At 59.6% G+C, this 17215-nt stretch carries 8 protein-coding genes; all 8 read right to left on the bottom strand.

The annotated features are described in order from the left end of the window. Positions 1–12: 12 nt before the first annotated feature. Positions 13–2070, bottom strand: coding sequence for an alpha-galactosidase (locus tag DWW03_RS04325; protein WP_118406373.1), 2058 nt, complete (start codon positions 2068–2070; stop codon positions 13–15). 10 nt (positions 2071–2080) lie between these two features. After that, a complete protein-coding gene (locus DWW03_RS04320) occupies positions 2081–2845 on the bottom strand; it encodes a DUF5040 domain-containing protein (protein ID WP_118406372.1) in 765 nt (254 codons plus the stop codon). Between the two features lie 10 nt (positions 2846–2855). Beyond that, positions 2856–4730 (bottom strand): FAD-dependent oxidoreductase, encoded by a 1875-nt coding sequence (locus tag DWW03_RS04315; protein ID WP_118406371.1) that lies wholly within the window; start codon positions 4728–4730, stop codon positions 2856–2858. A gap of 13 nt (positions 4731–4743) precedes the next feature. Further along, positions 4744–6321: a hypothetical protein gene (locus DWW03_RS04310; protein WP_022062142.1), complete on the bottom strand. Its 1578-nt coding sequence runs from the start codon at positions 6319–6321 to the stop codon at positions 4744–4746. Positions 6322–6436: 115 nt separating this feature from the next. Then, complete coding sequence (locus DWW03_RS04305) at positions 6437–7696, bottom strand: SusE domain-containing protein (protein ID WP_118406370.1); 1260 nt, start codon at positions 7694–7696, stop codon at positions 6437–6439. Positions 7697–7783: 87 nt separating this feature from the next. Beyond that, positions 7784–9478 (bottom strand): RagB/SusD family nutrient uptake outer membrane protein, encoded by a 1695-nt coding sequence (locus tag DWW03_RS04300; RefSeq protein WP_118406369.1) that lies wholly within the window; start codon positions 9476–9478, stop codon positions 7784–7786. Positions 9479–9491: 13 nt separating this feature from the next. After that, a complete protein-coding gene (locus DWW03_RS04295; protein WP_022062139.1) occupies positions 9492–12521 on the bottom strand; it encodes a SusC/RagA family TonB-linked outer membrane protein in 3030 nt (1009 codons plus the stop codon). 461 nt (positions 12522–12982) lie between these two features. After that, positions 12983–17074 carry a two-component regulator propeller domain-containing protein gene (locus DWW03_RS04290; protein WP_022062138.1) on the bottom strand — a complete coding sequence of 1364 codons (4092 nt, stop codon included), beginning with the start codon at positions 17072–17074 and terminating at the stop codon, positions 12983–12985. Between the last annotated feature and the right edge of the window lie 141 nt (positions 17075–17215).

Here is a 17215-nt window from a genome sequence, read left to right as displayed (position 1 = left end):
ATTTGTGGTTCGTCAGCGGATCAGTTCGTAGCGGTACATCGCGTAGTCGTTGGGCGCGGGAAGTTCCACCTCCAGCGTTCCGCGGCGTCCGGTCTTCTGCACGGCGGCCTTCCCGCTCCCCAGCACCGGCGTGAGGCGCACTTTCGAGTTCTCGGGGAGCCACGTTTCGATCCGGGCCTTCCGGTCGGGGTTCTGCTCGCGGAAGAAGATCAGGTAGCCCCGCTCGCCGTCGACCGACTGGAATCCGGTCCACGAACGGCCCGACGGTTCGTCGCCCACGGGGAGGATCACTCCGCGGTGGAAATCGTGCTGCACCTCTTTGTAGCGTTCGATCAGCGCGCCGATGCCCAGCGCCTCTTCGGGCAGTCCGCTCGCCTCCATCCAGGCCAGCGGCTGTCCGGCCATGGTCGTTGCGAAGAGGTATTCGAAACTGTAATTGGCCGGGGCGAACGGGTCGCCGGCATATTTTTCCGTGTTGCGCCATTTGTTGAGGAACTCGATCTGGAGCTTCTCCGCGGGGACGTATTTGGAGAGCATCCACAGGTTGCGCAGCGTCCAGTAGGGGTAGTAGTTCTGCCAGTCGGTGTAACGGTTTTCGAGGAAAATGTTGCCGTACTCGTTGAACATGTGGTAGCCTCCGCGGCGTCCGGCCGTGGCGTCGAGGTTGAAGACCACTCGGCCGCCCGTCCGCTCCAGCACGCGGTCGAACAGCCGCCGCAGGTTGCTTTCGGAGCGTTTGTCGGGGATTGCCAGTCCGTCGATCTTGAACGTGCGGATGCCGTACTCGTCGTAGAGACCGACGAGGGCCTGCGCGTCCTTCTCCCAGTCGGCATAGCCGTCCTGTACGCTCGGGTTGAACCAGAGGCAGATCTCCACGCCCAGTTCCCGGCCCAGCTCCACGACAGGGTGCAATCCCCGGGGGTATTTCTCCGGGTCGGGTTTCCAGTAGTCGGGATTGTCCCAGATGTTTTTGAACGACCCCTTCGCCACGGCGGAGTTGGGGCTTTTGCCCACCTGCCAGCCGTCGTCGATCTGGAAATGCGTGATGCCCAGATGCGCGGCCTTGCGGACCTCGGCCAGGCAGAACCGTTCGTTCACCTTCGTGTCCTGGCTGCGGTCGCCCCATGTGTTCATCATCACCATCTCGTCGCGTCCGGGAAGCAGCTTCCGTAAATTTTTCTGGTAGCTCCGCAGGGCCGTCAACTGTTCGAGTTCTCCGCCCGACCAGACTCCGAGGACGCATCCGTAGGCTTTCACCCACTCCCCTTCGCGGAGGTCCTTCTCCGTCACGCCCAGTCCCGTCACCGTGAAATCGCCGAACTCCGCCGTGAAGTCCCCGCCGCCATAGGCCAGTTGCACGCCCGAACCGGGGGCTTCCTTCAGGAAGAAGAATCCGCGGCCGTTCTCGGCGTTGCGGGCGAAGAGCAGGTTGCCCCGGTAGCTGTTTTTCCGGTAGGGAATGACGTCGGTTTCGAAGACCAGGTTGTTGTTCCAGTCCGTGACGTCCTGGAACTCCACGATCCGCGTGTGCCAGTGGAACCCGCCGGGGTTGAACCGGTCGAGGGTCGCGGCGACCGGCTGCGACTGCATGTCGGCGGTCGATTCGATGTTCTTGCGGTCGGCGGCGTTGACCGCCCGGCTCTCGGGAAGCTGTGCGGCGCTGCCTTTGAGGTAGGTGTCGCAGGCGATCGCCGGAGTGTCGGCGCAGATGCGGTAAATCCGCCGTACGTCGAGCGTTCCCAGCGAAAATTCCACGGTGATTTCCAGCCGCGCCGGATGGATGTCGGTTTCGGCGATCCGTTTCGTCGAGCAGCGTCCGCCGGTGCTTCGGGTATCGCCCGCGACCTTGAAGTCGGGCGTCAGGGAACGGGAAGTCCACACCTGTCCTGACGAAAAGTCGGTCAGGCTCTGCGTCATCAGGTTGCCGCCGTTCCAGACGAACCGGCGTTCGATCCGGGAGTTGCCGATCGTCAGGGTGTCGTTCTGCAAACGGCTGTAACAGCCCTCCTGCGGGAAGGCGGACGTGCCGCAGAGCAGCATCGTGAACAGTATCGGGAGTGTGTGTTTCATGGTCGGGATTCTATTTTGCCGGCAGGATTCTGCGCATCGTGTCGGTAAAGATCGCAGCCATCCGCTGCTGGATGTATTTGTCTTGGCCCCGCTGGGGATGCCACCCGTAGGCGACGCCTTCGATGGTTTGCGTGTCCTGGGCGTGGAGCAGGCTCTGCTGGGTCCCGGTGGCCGGGTTCGGAGTGTCTTTCGAGAAGCCGATGTTCCTGTCGAACTCCACGAGCGGCAGGCCCCACCGTGCGGCGAGGCGCCGTATGGCGGCGTTGTAGGTCGTCCGCGCGTCGTGCCAGTCGGTGCAGAGGACGATGACGGCGGGTTTACCCGATTTCGTGCCGTAGTACTTCGATTTCGGGTCGTCCTTCAGGGCGTAACACTCGCTTTGGTAGCGTTTGATGACGTAATCGAACGCTGCGGCGTAGTTGCTTCGGTCGAACGGCGTCGTGTAATCGGTGTACTTCTCTTTCAGGCCGCCCGTGGCCGAGACGTCGCGGTTGTGGACCTGCATGATGACCAGCGCATCCATCTCGTCCAGCTCCCCGGCGTTCCAGAGCGTGCCCTCGGCCATCCGGTTGGCCGTGTCGGCGATCGACTCGCCGCCGATGGCCCGGTTGAGCGCCCGGGCGTCCAGTTGCCGGCAGCCGATTTCGAACCAGCCGTTCTGCGGCGAGGCGAACGAGGCCCCGGTGAGGAGGATCGTATATTTCGCGTTCTCCTGCGCTGCGGCATGCCCCCACAGCAGGGGCAGCGCAAGCAGCAGTGTCAGTAGTTTTTTCATTGTTGCGGTTTCAGTCGTTGCGCAGTGCGCGGGGCGCTTTCAGAGAACCGCCCGTGTTGAATTTCTGGTTATCGGGAATCCCCTCTTTTCTGCCGACGCCTTCGCGCATCAGCCTGCGGAGTTCTCCGAGGTGTTTCTGGTAGATCAGGCGGGGCGAAGCGTCGTATTTGCGGCACAGCGAGGCTGCCATGCCGACCACCTCGCCCATCATGCCCGTCGTGCGCATCACCCGCACCGTTCCGAGGGCCACGTGCGTCACGCTGATGTTCCGCCCGGCCATGAACAGGTTGTCCACGTTGCGGGAGTAGAGACACCGGTAAGGCACGGCATGGGGATAGATGTGGATGTGTTTGGTCGCGGCCTTGAACTCCCGGCCCGGGAAGCGCACGGAGTTGAGCGAATCGGGAAAATGCAGGTCGATGTCCCACGTCGCGGTGAACGAGGCGTCTTCGTGGAAGACGTTCTTGTCGATATCGTCCTGTTTGAGGACGTAGTCGCCCAGAAGCCGCCGCGATTCGCGTTTGCCGGCCACATAGGCCACCCAGCCCAGCTCGCGGTTGCGGTACTTGGCATTGTCTTTCAGGCCGTTCTTGAGAAAGCTCCAGTTCGAATAGATCACCAGCAGGCCGTAGTCGCGGATGCGTTCGAAATCGCGGATCTGGTCGAGGTTCATGCCCGTCTCCCATTTCCATTCGCCCATCGTCACCCGCTCGCAGTTTTCGGCGTTGAACTCCACGCCGTAGCTGAACGTCGGGAACGAGGTTTTGCGGCCCGTGTCGACCGAATACCATTGGACGGACGAACCCATCGTCATCCGGTCGGCGGTTTCGGGCGCCAGCGTTTCGCCGAATTCGTCGCGGCTCTCGCGGCCCATGCGGTAGTCGGCTCCGGCCAGGAATCCGACGGTTCCGTCGCCCGTGCAGTCGGCGAAAAGCGGCGCTTCGAGCGTCGTCTCCTCCCCGGTTTCGATGTGGCGGACGATTACGGATTTTATCCGGCCGCCCTCTTTGTTCACCGCTACGGCGCGGCAGCTGGAGAACAGCTTCACGTTCTGCTCCCCGGCGATGAACGCACTTTTCTTCGCGTCCTCGTAGTTTTCGGCCGGTCGGGCGTTGCCTTCGCGCGAGTGGCCGAATTCGCGGATCATGCGGCCCAGTCCCTCGTTGGGGCCAAGCTCGATGACACCGCCCAGGTGCACGCGGATTTCGGAGCTGTTGTTGCCGCCCAGCACCGGGCGGTCGTTGACCAGAGCGACGCTGCACCCCAGCCGGGACGCCGCGGCCGCGGCGCACATGCCCGCGATGCCGCCGCCCACGACGACGAAATCGAACGATTCGGCGGTTTGCGGCGTTGCGGGGATGCCGAGCATCCGTTTGCGGAACGCAGCGAGTTCCGCGCTTCCGGACGGAGGGACGTCGCCCTCTTCGGTGGTGAAATAGACGGCGTCGCAGCGGCCGTCGAATCCGGAAAGGTCGGTCAGCGAAACGCTGACCGGACCTTTCCGGACGGAGACCTTTCCGGCGCACTGCCACATCCACTCGCTGCCCGTGCAGCCGAGCGTCGCGGACAGTTTCCGGCTGCCGACCCGGAGGGCGAACTTTCCGGGACCTTCCCCGTCGTACCAGGGGGCGACCCAGTTGAACGTCCGGACGTAGACCCGGTAGGTTCCCGTTTCCGGGAATTCGACCGTCGTCACGGCGTCCGCCACGGGTTTGCCCATGCCGTGCGCGATGAGGTAGGGCGAACCCATCTGGTCCATGAACTGCTGGTCCACGGCCCACCCGCCCTTGTCGCGGAAACTCTCGGCCTCGACCAGGACGCCGCTCCCGAAGGAGGCGGTGACGGACAGCAGCAGCGCTGCGGAAAGCAATGCAACCCTCTTCATGGTTTTTCAGGCGTTAGTTGATCTGTACTTCGTGCAGTTTCACCCAGCCTTCGGCCGTCTTTTCGTTGTTTACGGCGAGCTGGATGGCAGGCCGGTTCTCCTTCGTCGTGTCAACGATGGCGATGCCCCACGTGTATTTCCCCGCGGGAAGATCGACGGCCGGCGTTTCGAAGGTGTAGGAGAAGGGCTTGCTCTCGACCCAGGTCGAAGGCTCGCAGTCCTTGTCGACGAAGACCTTCTGCGCCTTGTCCGAAGCGTCGATCAAAGCGAAGGCCACCTTGTATTTGTAGTTCCACTGCGGCAGGTTGTTCGGGAAATAGCCCCAGCCCATGTTGCGCCAGCGCGAAGCGACCTTGACACGGCTGCCTGCGCTCACCTGGTCGGGAACGATCACCTGGTCGGGATAGAGACGGTAGCCGCCTTCGGAGACGAAGCGCTGCACGAGGCTGAAGGCATCGTTGAACCACGACTCGGTCTCCTGGCCGACACGGAAGTCCATCATGTTGACGCGGGCTTCGGCCGAGGAGTCGAATTCGCCCTGGCGGACATCTTCGGGGTGTCCCTGGCGGTAGCCGGCCGGGTCGTTCCAGTAGCTGTGGCTGCTGACGATATATCCGCCCTCCATGATGATGGGGACCTTGTAACGCCATTGTGCGGCGATTGCCTTCTCCCAGGTGCTGTAACCCCAGCTGGAGTTGTTCATGCCGAAGGCGTCGGAGCGGATGCAGTAGCCGTTGCTGATGGCCAGGGCCACGAGGCTTTCGCTGTTCGGGTTTGCCGTGCCCTGGCTCGTGGGATGGCCCAGTACGCGGTGGTAGTTGATCACCAGGGGAACCTTCGTGAAGTGTTTGGCGTAGAGCTTGGTGATCCAGTCGAGGACTTCGCGCTTCACCGTTTCCGTATTCTCATCGACAGCCGATACGTCGTCCTTGTTGTAAGCCACGCTGTGGCCCTCGCCCCACTTGCCGAGGCCGTAGCCGTCGATGAACGAGGTGTATTCCGGATCGTTGAACTCCTCGGCGAGGGCTGCGACGAACTTCTCGTAGTAGCGCTGGAAGATCGGGTCCTGCGGCATCGGGGTCTTGCGGTCGGGGTATTTCGGCTCCGACATCGCGTATTCGGCTCCGGCATCGTAGACGAACTGGGGCGTATTGGCGCCCTGGTCACGTCCGTCCACCACGACGCGGAAAGCGATGGGGAGTTTCAGCTCCCGGGCTTTCTGAACCAGTTTGTAAACCTTCGAATCGGGGTCTTTCCAAGCGTACTGCCCGTCTGCGGGATTCAGCACGGACCATTTCGTGCGGATATAGCAGGCCGAAGCGTAGTCCGCCACCCTTACGTTCTTTCCGAGCAGCGGTACGTAGATCTCCTTGTCGAAATAGGAGGGATCGTAGTCCGCGCTGACATACATCACCCAGCCGTTGAGCGGGTTGTGCAGCACTTCCGACTTGTTGTAGGCGGGCTTTACGGTCACACCGGCAACTTGGCCGCCTTCTTCGCCGCCGCCGTTGTCCTTCGAGCAACCGCAGGAAGCGGCGCAAAGAAATGCTGCCAGAAGACAGCCGGTCATCAGATTTCTCATGTGTATCATGTTGCTGTTTTTACGATTGATTGTCGTTGTAATGGAATATTGCCGTATCTTCCTGTCGGCCGGAACCCAGTCTCCATTCCGATACGGCAATATTTTTCAGTCGTGCGGTCCGGCGTTATTTGTTCCGGGCCAGGATCGTTCCGTGACGCAGATCGAAGATCAGCAGGTCGGAAGCGGGGATCGTGTAATACGAGTTGCGCGTCTCTCCGTCGGCGCCTCCGTGCAGTTCGCCCACCTTGCCGAGAGTCAGCGTGAGGTTCTGCCTCTTGCCTTCTGCCGTCAGCGGACAGGTGAAGCAATAGGCGTTGTTCTGGTTGTAATCCGCATCGCCGACCGAGAAATTCTGGGCTACGCAGAACTTCATGCCGCTGGAAAGTTTCGTGCCGTTGTGCTCTTCGGCGTCATAGATCAGGATCTGCGGGTCGGCGAAGCTCTGCTTCAGGTTGAGTTTGCGCACGCCCCAGCCCGTACCTGCTCCGTAGGCGTAGAGATCGAGCACTTCGATCGTTGCCTCGGGATTGGTTTCCGCACCGCTCGGGTGGAATGTGACGGACAGCGGCTTCAGGTCGGTCGCCGACGAGTAGATGCGCACCTGTTTGTTCTCCATGTCGATCAGCAGGCGGTAGTTGCCGGCGCTCGGGATATTCCACGAAACGGGGGTTTCCGTCATCTTCACGTCGACAAGCTCCCCGTCGCGGAGCGCGCCGTTGCCGTCGCTCGGAACGATGTAGTAGGTCTGGCCCTCCAGCTCGACGGGAATCTGCAACTCGCCGATGCTCAATTCGCCGTACCAGGCATAGAGGTTCGCATTCTCGACCGTCTTTTCGATCTCCGTCACGCTGCTGATGGCCGTGCCGGAAAGCGACACCTTGTCGGCATCGAAGACATCGACCTTGATCGGGGTTACGGTCACCTCCACGGTGCGCACTTCGGGCATTTCGTATGTGGGGCCGCCCGCATACTCCGCGATGACGCGGAACGCCAGCGTGAAGGTCTTGTTTACGGGCACTTTCCAGCGCTCGTTAGCCCAGTTGTTGATTTGCTCGGAGGTGTAGCTCCGGCTGAAGATGCCGTCGTCTTCGCTCGTCACGATGGCGGTGGACGAACCGAAGTTGTTGTTCAGCAGGTCCAGTTTGGTCGTGTAGGACACCAGATACTCGTCGGGCATCGGACGCGCGGGCGTCCAGTCGAAGGTCAGTACCGTAGCCGAAAGGTCGTTTTCGTCCAAAGCGATCTGGGAGGAGGAGGCGGTCAGCTCCAGAGTTTCCCGGACCGGGTCGCTGTCGTGTTCGTACGGGTCCCATTCACAGGCCCACTGGCCGAGTGCGAAAAGGGTCAGCAGCGACAGGTTGCATGCAAATTTTATCTTTTTCATAACTGTTTTTTTCGTGGTTGCTGATACGGTCCGGAATCTGCCGGACACATTCTTGTCTGATCCGCCCGGAGGCGGGGACGAAGGTTTTTAGCCTTCGTAACCTTCATATCCGGGATTCTGCGGGAAATTGCCGACATTCGCGTCGCGGATAGCCTGCGGAATGGGCCACAGCACGTGGAAATCCTGGATGAGGTCGCGCGCCTCGGGGTTGTACTTTCTCACGCGTTCGAGCAGTTTGCCCGTGCGTATCAGCGTGAAGCGGCGGCTCTCTTCGCCGTAGAGTTCGCGGATGCGCTCGTCGAGCAGGAAATCCATCGTCATCTCCTCGTCGGAAACGTCGGACACTTTGGCGCGGCGGCGCACTTCGTTCACGGCATCGGCGGCCTTATCGGGCATGTCCTGACGCAGGTAGGCTTCGGCCAGCAGCAGGTAGGTCTCGGCCAGGCGGAATTTCATGCGGTCCTTGTATGCGCCGGTGAGCTGGAGGTTTTCCTCCTTACCGAAGAAAAATTTCTTCAGCGCCGGGAAGAGCTGGGCCTGCGACCACGATTTGTCGTCGATGGGGCATTTTTGTCCCAGCTTGTTGGGCGTCAGCGGGTTGTTGTAGTACCAGTTGCGCTTGATGTTGTACTCCGAGTTGCGGATGTCGCCGTCTTCGAAGATGCCTTTTTCCTGAATATCGGGGAACCCCTCCTTTTCTCCGGCTGTCGTGGCGTTGGTCCCCTTGACGCCGATCCACCACTTCAGCGGATAGATCTGCGCCAGGCCGCGGCCGCCGAGTGAGTCGGCCAGTGCGAATCCGTCGATGGCGTGGTACTGGGGATTCCAGGCGCGGCGGGTCCAGTCGTCGGAATTCGTGCCGCCGCCGACCGTGTTGTACTGGAACTGCATGACCCAGATACCCTCGGTGTTGCCGGCCGAACGGTTCTGATTGTTTTCGACGAACATGTCGCTGAAATAGTCGCCGGGATCGTTCTTGGCGTTGCCGAAGCGGCTTTTCATCAGACTGTAATACGGGCAGTCGATCACGTCCTGGGCATTCTCCTCGGCCAGCTTATAGTCGCCTTCGGCGCCGCGCAGCAGGTACATTTCGCTCAACAGGTGGCGTGCGGCCCACGTCGTAAGCTTGCCCTCCTTCACGTTGTCGGGATTGTCGGGAAGGTACGTCTTGGCAAATTCCAGGTCTTTGATGATGTTGCCCAGCACCTCGATCTTGGGATCGCGCGAGAACGAGAGCAGGAAGGGCTTCTGGATGGTTTCGACCCAGGGCACGTCGCCGTAGAGGTAGACCAGCGTGCGGTAGGCGTAAGCCCGGAAGAAACGGGCTTCGGCCTGGTAAAGCTGTTTGTCGGTGGGATAGTCCCAGTTGTCGTTCTTTTCGGAATAGATCAGCAGTTCGTTGGCCGAAGCGATCAGGTTGTAGGCCCAGTTCCAGTACGAGCCGACGAAAAGCGTCGACGGGTTGAGCGTCATTTCGGCGAACGGAACCAGCGAACCGTCGCGGACGGTTCCCATGCGGCAGAGGTCGGTCGAAATCTGGAGGACCTCGTAGGCGCAGGCGCCGTTGTGCATGAAAGCGCCGTTTTCACCCCAGGTGTTGTATTCCGAGCGGGCGATGGCGTAGAGCCCCGTGGCTCCCACCTCGAAGCCCAGTGAACTGGTGTAAGTGTTGTCGGGGGCCAGCGAACTTTTCAGATCCTCTTCCAGGAAGGAGGTGCAGCCCGCAGCTATTGAGAGGATCGAACTCGCGATGCCGATCTTGATATAATTCATCGTTTTCATAGTCAGGTCTTGATTAGAAGGTTAAGGTTAATCCCAGTACGTAGGAACGGGCGGTCGGGAACGATGCGAACCAGGTGTTGTCGTAGTTCAGCATCTGGCGCATGTTGGAGAAGGCGCAGACGTTGTTCACGCTGAAATTCACGTCGATGGCGCTCAAGCCGATCCGGCGGACGAATTTCTGATTGACACGGTAGCCCAGCGTGATGTTGCGCAGCTGCACGTAGTTGAGCTTCTTGTAGTAGCCGTGGCTGAAGGAGGCCTGGTAACCCGGCGAAACGACCTCTGCGTCGGGGGTCTCCGGCGTCCAGTATTTCACGCCGTGGATGTAGTTGCCCGAACCGAACGTATACGAGGAGATGTTGGCCACGTTGTCCGTCATCCACTTGCCGAAGACGCCGTTGAACAGGAACGAGAAATAGAAGTCCTTGTAGGAGAAACGGTTGCCCATCGACATCGTGAAGCTCGGCTGTTTGCTGCCGATCACCTTGCGGTCTTTGGAGTCGATGACGCCGTTGCCGTCGACATCCTCCAGTTTGGCGGCTCCGGGCGTGGCTCCAGTCTGGTGGGCCACCTCCTTGCCGTCCTTGTCGATGAACGTGAACTCGTCGCCTTCCTGCCAGATGCTGATCATGTTCCAGTCGTAGTAGACCGACAGCGGCTGGCCGATGAACCACTTGTTGTTGATGTCGTCTCTGCCGTCGCCGCGCAGCGCGACGATCTTGTCGCGGTTGAGCGAGAAGGTGAAGTCGGTCTCCCACCTGAAATCCTTCTTGCGGATATTCTGCGAATGGAGCGTCAGTTCGATACCCTTGTTGCGGGTCTGGCCGACGTTGTAGAGAATCTTGCTGTAACCGTTCATAATGGGAACGGTACGCGACATCAGCAGGTCGTGCGTGTTGGAGAGGTACATGTCGATCGTACCGCCCAGACGGCCGTTGAAGAACTGGAAGTCGATACCGAGGTTGGCCGTATAGGTGGTCTCCCAACGCAGGTCGGGATTGCCGATACCGTCGCTCGGCAGGTAGGCCGAGTTGGCGGCGTCGCTGTTGTCGCCCCAAATATATTTGACACCATTGGTCGAGTAGAGACGGTCGAGCGACTGATAACGTGAAATGGCGTTGTTTCCGTTGGCGCCGTATGAGAGGCGGATCTTCAGCATGTCGATCCAAGAGGCGTTGTCCTTGATGAAGCTCTCCTCGCCGAGATGCCAGGCAACGGCAGCCGAGGGGAAGAAAGCCCATTTGTGGTTTTCAGCGAAGGCCGAGAACGAGTCGGCGCGTCCGGTGAGTGTCAGAAGGTATTTGCTGTTGAAGCCGTAATTCACACGGAACATGCCCGAAACGAAGTTCTCTTTCCAGAAAGACGAACTGATGGCGATCTTGTTCTCGGCGCCGTCCATCCGGTAGAAGCTCGAGTCGTCGTTTACGAAGCCTTCGCCGCTTTGCGAAGCGGCTGTATACTGGGCCTCCTGCATGGAGAAGAGACCTGTGAAGTCGATGTGATGTTTGCCGAAATTCCGGTCGAATTTAAGCACGTTCTCCCACGTCCAGTCCGTCGTGTGGTTGTTGGCCAGCTCGGCGCGGCCGTCGACTTTCTTACCCGTTACGGTGTTGCGGCCGTAGTAGGTTCCGTTCATCTGGCTGCGGTAGTTGTAGCCGAACTGCGACCGGAAAGAGAGCCCTTTGACCGGAAGTTTGAGATCGAGGAACCCGTTGGCCATGAAGTTGCGGCCCGTGCGTTTCTGGTCGGCGTTGACGTCCTTCATCGGGTTGGGCAGGTTCGAGTAGTCCATCGGCTCCTCGTAGTAGGCGCCGGTCTCGTCCTTGTAGATGCCGTAGGGGCTTTGCTTGATGGCATGTTCGAGGTTCGGCGTCGCACCGCCGGTCTCACGGTTCACGAACTGCGTGGTGAGACCTACGGACAGCCAGTCGTTCATTTTCTGGTTGATGCTGGCATAGACGTTCGTGCGCTGGTAATTCGAATTGTAAACCACGCCGGGGTTGTCCAGGTAGGAAACCGAGGCCATATAGGTGGTCTTCTCGTTGCCGCCCTGGAAGCTCAGCTGGTGGTCCATCGTGAAGACCGTGCGGAAGACATAGTCCTGCCAGTCGTTGGTGATGCCCTTGGCGTAGTTTACCTTCTCGCTGGCGCTGATAATCGAACCTACCAGCGGATCGAGCTGCTCGCCGCTGTAATTGTTCTTGAGCCGGCCCATGTCCTGTTTGAGGCGGATGAACTCGTTGGGACCCATGGTTTCGATGCGCTGCATCGGCTCGGCGATGGCGAGCTTCGTTTTGTAGGTGACATGGAATTCGCCCTGCGAACCCCGCTTGGTCTGGATCAGGATGACGCCGTTCGAGCCGCGCGAACCGTAGATGGCCACGGCCGACGCGTCTTTCAGCACCGACATGTTCTCGATGATGTTCGGGTCGAGGTCGGCCAGTCCGCCCGAGTAGGGAATGCCGTCGAGAATGATCAGCGGGTCGTTGCTGGCCGTCAGTGAGTTCTGGCCGCGGATCAGCAGGGTCTGGTTGCTGCCCGGCGCTTCGTTGCCGGTCGTGATGTTCAGACCGGCGACCTGGCCGACCAGACGGTCCATCAGGTTGTTGGTCGAGACCATTTCCAGCGTCTGTTTGCTGACGACGGCGAGACCTCCCGTGAGGTCTTTCTTTTTCTGCGTACCGTAACCCACGACGACCACTTCGTCGAGGGACTGGGCGTCTTCGGTCATCGTCACGTTTACGACATTCGATGCGCCGAGTTTCACTTCCTGGTCGGTATAGCCCAGACAGGTGAAAAGAAGCGTCGAGGATGCGGGAACTTTGATTTCATAAACACCTTGCGTATTGGATACGGCTCCGTTGTTGCTTTTGCCGTCCTTTACCACGACAACGACTCCCGCCAGCGGGGCGCCGCTTCCGTCGGTGATTTTACCGGTTACTTTGACGTCGTTCTGCTGGGCGAACGACGGTGTTGCAGACAGCAGGAATAAGAGGGAAATCGTCAGGCTGCCTATAAGCTTTTTGTACATGCTCATTATCATAAAAGGTTTCTTTTTGGTTAGTGCTTGTATCTCCGTTATAAAGGGATTGTCTGGAGGGGCGGGAGACACTTCGTCGCCTGGTGTGGTTTTCCGATCATCTTTTCATAGGTTTCAGGTTTTAATTTTTTAAATTTTTTATGTATTTCGAAGGAAAAGCGGACGCCGGGGACTTCGGACCCCGTATTGCAAAGGTCAATAAAACGGGGCGACCGGATGGGCGTCGTTTATTCGGAAATGGTTCCATTTCGTACGGAGGGGTAAAAAAAAGGAGCATATCCGGGCGCTGCGGGCGCTGCGCAGACCTGCGAAGAGTCCCGTCCGGACAAAATGAAACCTCCCTGCCGGTCGCGCGGGGCGACGGCGGGAAGGTTTCTGCGGGCAGATGCGGACGCTGCTCCGGCGGATACGAAAGCACGAGATATTCATAGCCGGTTCGGTCGGCTCCTTTCGTGCGGTTTGCGTCAGGATTTCTTCTTAAATTCGGATGGGGTCAGTTCGAAATGCCGTTTGAAACAGATGCTGAAATATTTGGGATTGGCGAATCCCGTCAGGACCGAGATCTCGGAGATGGTCAGGTCCGACTCCCGGAGCAGCTGGGCCGACCGTTTCAGCCGGACGTCCATGATGAACTCCTTGATCGACATGCCCGTGATGTCGTTGATCTTCTGGTAGAGGAGCGTGCGTCCGATCGACATGTCCGACACGAACGAATCCACGTTGTAGTCGCTGTTGTCCATGTTCCGTTCGATGTAGTTCATCGCCTTTTTCAGCAGTTCCTCGTCCATCGACGAAATGGTGATCTTCGACGGTTCGGCGATGTACTTCTTGCTGTAACGCTCCTTGAGTTCCTGCTGGCTGCGGATGAGGTTGGCAACCTGTTTGAGCAGGAAATCCATATCGAAGGGCTTGTCGATGAACACGTTGGCTCCGCATTCCAGTGCCTTGATCTTGTTTTCGGTGTTTTTGCCCAGAGCCGAAAGCATGATCACCGGGATATGGCTGGTCTTGATGTTCGAACGCAGCGAGCGGCATACCTCGAAGCCGTCGGCTTCGGGCATCATCAGGTCGGTGATGACGATCTGGGGGCAGATTCTCTCCGCTTTGGCGATGCCTTCGCTGCCGTTTGCCGCGGTGTATACGTTGTAGTGTTTCGACAGCCGTTGTTCGAGGTAGCTCCGCAGGTTGGGGTCGTCCTCGATGACCACGATGTTGCACGCCTTGCGGTCGTGCCGGTCGTTGGGAGCCATGACGTCGGATTCGGTCAGCAGGTTGTCGATTTCGGAGACCGTGTATTCGTACGATTCGGCGGCGCTGTCGGTCTTTTCGGCGTTGAGCGTGAAGGGCAGGACCACCGTGAACGCGACTTTCGAGTTGCCCGAACGGAGGGTGATGGTTCCGTTGAGGTTGCCGACCAGCTCCTTGACGATGGCCAGTCCCAGGCCGCTGCTGCTCTCGAATTGGGGACGGCGGTCGGAGAGGTGGTTGAACGATTCGAAGATGGCCTCCTTCTTGTCGTCGGGAATTTCCGCCCCGGTGTTGGTGACCGTGAAGGCGATGTATTCGGTGCCGGCGGCCGGCGGAGCGGACTCCGGGCGCTGGTCCTGCCGCGCCGGGTAGATTCTCACGCCGACATAACCGTTTTCCGAGGCGTACTTGATCGCGTTGGAGAAGAGGTTCGTGAAGATTTTTTCGATCACGTCGTGGTCGAACTTGGTGTAGAAACTTTCATACTGGGAGTTGAAGCCGGTTTCGATCCCCTTCTTGTTGGCGTAGAACTCGAACAGCGAGAAGATGCTGTCGATGAAGCGGATCAGATCGCCCGGCTGGCGGTTCAGGGTGATCTTCTGGCTCTCGATTTCGCGGAACTGAAGCAGTTGGCTGATCATGCGCTGGATGCGCCCCACGTTCTTCTCGATCAGGTGCACGTAGGCATTGCCCGGCGCATTGGCGGGCAGGTGTTCCTTGAGCTGTTTCAGCGGGTCGACGACCAGCGTGAGCGGAGTTTTGAGGTCGTGGGAGATGTTCGTGAAGAAGTTGATCCGGGCCTGGGTCAGCTGCTTCATGTTCTGTTCCTTGATCCGCTCCAGTTCGAGCCGCTGTTCGAAAATCTTCTTGTTGGTGAAATACCGCCAGATGAAGTAGGCCACCGCCGAGAGCAGCGCCGCATAAACGAGGTAGGCCCAGCGGGAGAGGAAGGGCGAGGGGTGCACCCTGAAGCCGAGCGCCGAAACCTCGTCGCCCCACAGGCCGTCGTTGTTGGCCGCCTTGACCTCGAAGACATAGTTTCCGGCGGGCAGGTTGAAGAACTGCACCGCCTTCTGTCCCTGCGGCAGCAGGGACCATCTTTCGGAGTGTCCCAGCAGGCGGTAGGCATACTGGTTTTTCTCGGCGTTCAGGTAGCTGTTCGCCGAGAAGCGGATTTCGAAATTCGACTCCCGGTGCGACAGTTCGATCACGTCGCCCTCGCCTCCGCGGTAGGAGAGCGTGGAAATGGCTTTCTCCAGAGGCGAGTTCTTGGCGCCGGGCACGGCCGGCCGGCTGTTGATAAGCAGGTCCGTAAAATAGACTTTTGGCTTCTGGTCGTTGTATTTGATCTTTCCCGGGGTGAAGAGGATGAAGCCGTCCGTCCCTCCGAACAGCATTTCGCCTTTCGAGGTCTTGTAGCAAGCCCGCACGTAGTAGGCCCCGCAGCGGTTCGGGATGTCGATCTGCGATTTGCGGATCACCCCGTCGGTATGGTCGTAATAGTAAAGCCCGTCGTTGGTGCTGAACCAGACATCTTTCGAGGGGGTGTCTTCGAGGATGCCGAAGACTGTTTTGCCCTCCAGCCCTTCGCCGTTCCGGTCCCTGAAATTGACGTAACTGCCGTTGCGGCGCAGCAGGTTGACCCCGCCGCCGCGGGTTCCGAACCAGATGTCGGAGTCGGAGGTGACGCAGTAAGAGCAGAGGTTGTTGACCGAATAGGGGGCCTCTGCGATGTAATGGCGCTTCAGAATCCGCCGTGTGGCGGGATCGACGACGTATGCGCCGTCGTGCCCGACGAGCCACAGGTCGCCCCGCTCGTCGTGGAACAGCGTTTCGATATGGATGCGGACGGCGTTTCCCTGTGCGTCTGTCAGCCGGACCGTCTCCACGCGTCCCGTACTCGCATCCTTGTACATCAGCTCGGCGTCCGGGTCGGTCAGCCAGATGCCCCGGTCGCCCTCCTTGGCGAAGTCATAGACGCTCAAAGGCTGTCCCGAGGCCGGATGGTTCATGTACAGGTCGGAGAAACGTCCCTGCCGTTCGTCGAAGACCCGCATTCCGCCGTTGAACGCCGAGACCAGCAGCCTGTCGTTTCCGTCGTGCCACAGCTTTTTGATCATGTTCGACGTCAGGCCGCAGCGGCTCTCCTGCGTGTAATAGACGAACCGGCCGTCGCGGCGGTCCCAGCGGTTAATTCCCCCCCCCTCCGTTCCGATCCAGAGATTGCCCTCCGAATCCTCTTCGAAACAGCTGACGATGGGATGGTTCAGCCCGCCCGGCGTGGCTTTGAAATAGTCCACGCCGTTGTCCGCGAAGGTCATGTAGGCCAGTTTGCCGCCGTATGTGCCGACCCATATCCCGCCGTCGGGATCGGGGAAGATCGACCATACCGAATTGTTGGGCAGGGAGTAGGGATAGTGGAGGTCGGAACGCAGTAGCTGCGTGCTGGCGGTAAGCGGCTCCAGCAGCAGCAGTCCCGATTGCGTCGCTACCCAGATGATGCCCTGCGAATCGAGGTGAAGCTCCTTGGCGCCGGCGGATTTCTCGTATTCGAGCGGCAGTCGGAAATACCGTCCGATCCTGCCGTTGCCGTCGCATTCGTAGAGCCCGTCCATGAGCGTGAGGACATATACCGACCCGTTGCACTCCACCACGTCGCGGATCACGCAGCTGCCGCCGCCGACGGATGCGAAGAGGACGTATTGCCCGGTCTCCCGGTTCAGGCGGTAGAGATCGCCGCCCGACGCGGCGTAAACGTACTCCTTCGTGCACACCAGCGTCAGCGTCCGCCCGGGTGCGGACATCTCCGGAGGCATCGGATAGCGGGTCACGGCGGGCAGCCGTTCGGGGCTGAACGATTCGATGCCGTTGTTGCGGATCAGCCATACCGTCCCGTCGTTGTTCGCCGTGACCGAGCCGATATTGCCCTCCAGAACGAATTCGAACTCCAGCTTCCGGTAGTTGAAGCGCAGCAGCCCTTGGTTAGTCCCTACGTACAGGCCTTTCCGGTTGTCCGTGATCACCTGTCCGTAGGACCAGTAGGAATTCGGCAAGAGGTTCGTGACCAGGTCGGTCATCCGTACGAACGACGTGCCGTTGTACATGAACAGGGCGTCGTAGCCGCTGAACCACATACGCCCGACGCTGTCCTTGGCGATGCTGTGGATGCCTCCGTAATAGGAGGTCTCGGGCATGGTGTGGAAGCGGTAGTCCGGGATGTTCAGGGCATGGAGCGCCGGAGAAATCAGCGTTGCGGCGAAAAACAGCGCCGCAAACGGAATTTTCGTATATGCCTTATGTCGGGTCATCGTTTCTTCTTTAGCACAAAGTTAAAAGAAAAAGCGAAAAATGGATGCTTCGAAGCCCGGTTTTTCGGTTCTCCGCCGCCGGACCGGGCGCGCGGCGGGGAAAGCCGGGCTGCACCGCCCGGAGACGAAAAAGACGGCAGG

It is taken from the genome of Alistipes sp. AF14-19, from assembly GCF_003461645.1.
GTDB classification, from domain to species: Bacteria; Bacteroidota; Bacteroidia; order Bacteroidales; family Rikenellaceae; genus Alistipes; species Alistipes shahii.
This window is presented reverse-complemented; position numbering and strand designations above follow the sequence as displayed.

What these genes read in the sequence shown, in the direction of transcription:
- DWW03_RS04325 (WP_118406373.1), bottom strand. Translation starts at nt 2,070, where the DNA reads ATGAAACACACACTCCCGATACTGTTCACGATGCTGCTCTGCGGCACG.
- DWW03_RS04320 (WP_118406372.1), bottom strand. Translation starts at nt 2,845, where the DNA reads ATGAAAAAACTACTGACACTGCTGCTTGCGCTGCCCCTGCTGTGGGGG.
- DWW03_RS04315 (WP_118406371.1), bottom strand. Translation starts at nt 4,730, where the DNA reads ATGAAGAGGGTTGCATTGCTTTCCGCAGCGCTGCTGCTGTCCGTCACC.
- DWW03_RS04310 (WP_022062142.1), bottom strand. Translation starts at nt 6,321, where the DNA reads ATGATACACATGAGAAATCTGATGACCGGCTGTCTTCTGGCAGCATTT.
- DWW03_RS04305 (WP_118406370.1), bottom strand. Translation starts at nt 7,696, where the DNA reads ATGAAAAAGATAAAATTTGCATGCAACCTGTCGCTGCTGACCCTTTTC.
- DWW03_RS04300 (WP_118406369.1), bottom strand. Translation starts at nt 9,478, where the DNA reads ATGAAAACGATGAATTATATCAAGATCGGCATCGCGAGTTCGATCCTC.
- DWW03_RS04295 (WP_022062139.1), bottom strand. Translation starts at nt 12,521, where the DNA reads ATGATAATGAGCATGTACAAAAAGCTTATAGGCAGCCTGACGATTTCC.
- DWW03_RS04290 (WP_022062138.1), bottom strand. Translation starts at nt 17,074, where the DNA reads ATGACCCGACATAAGGCATATACGAAAATTCCGTTTGCGGCGCTGTTT.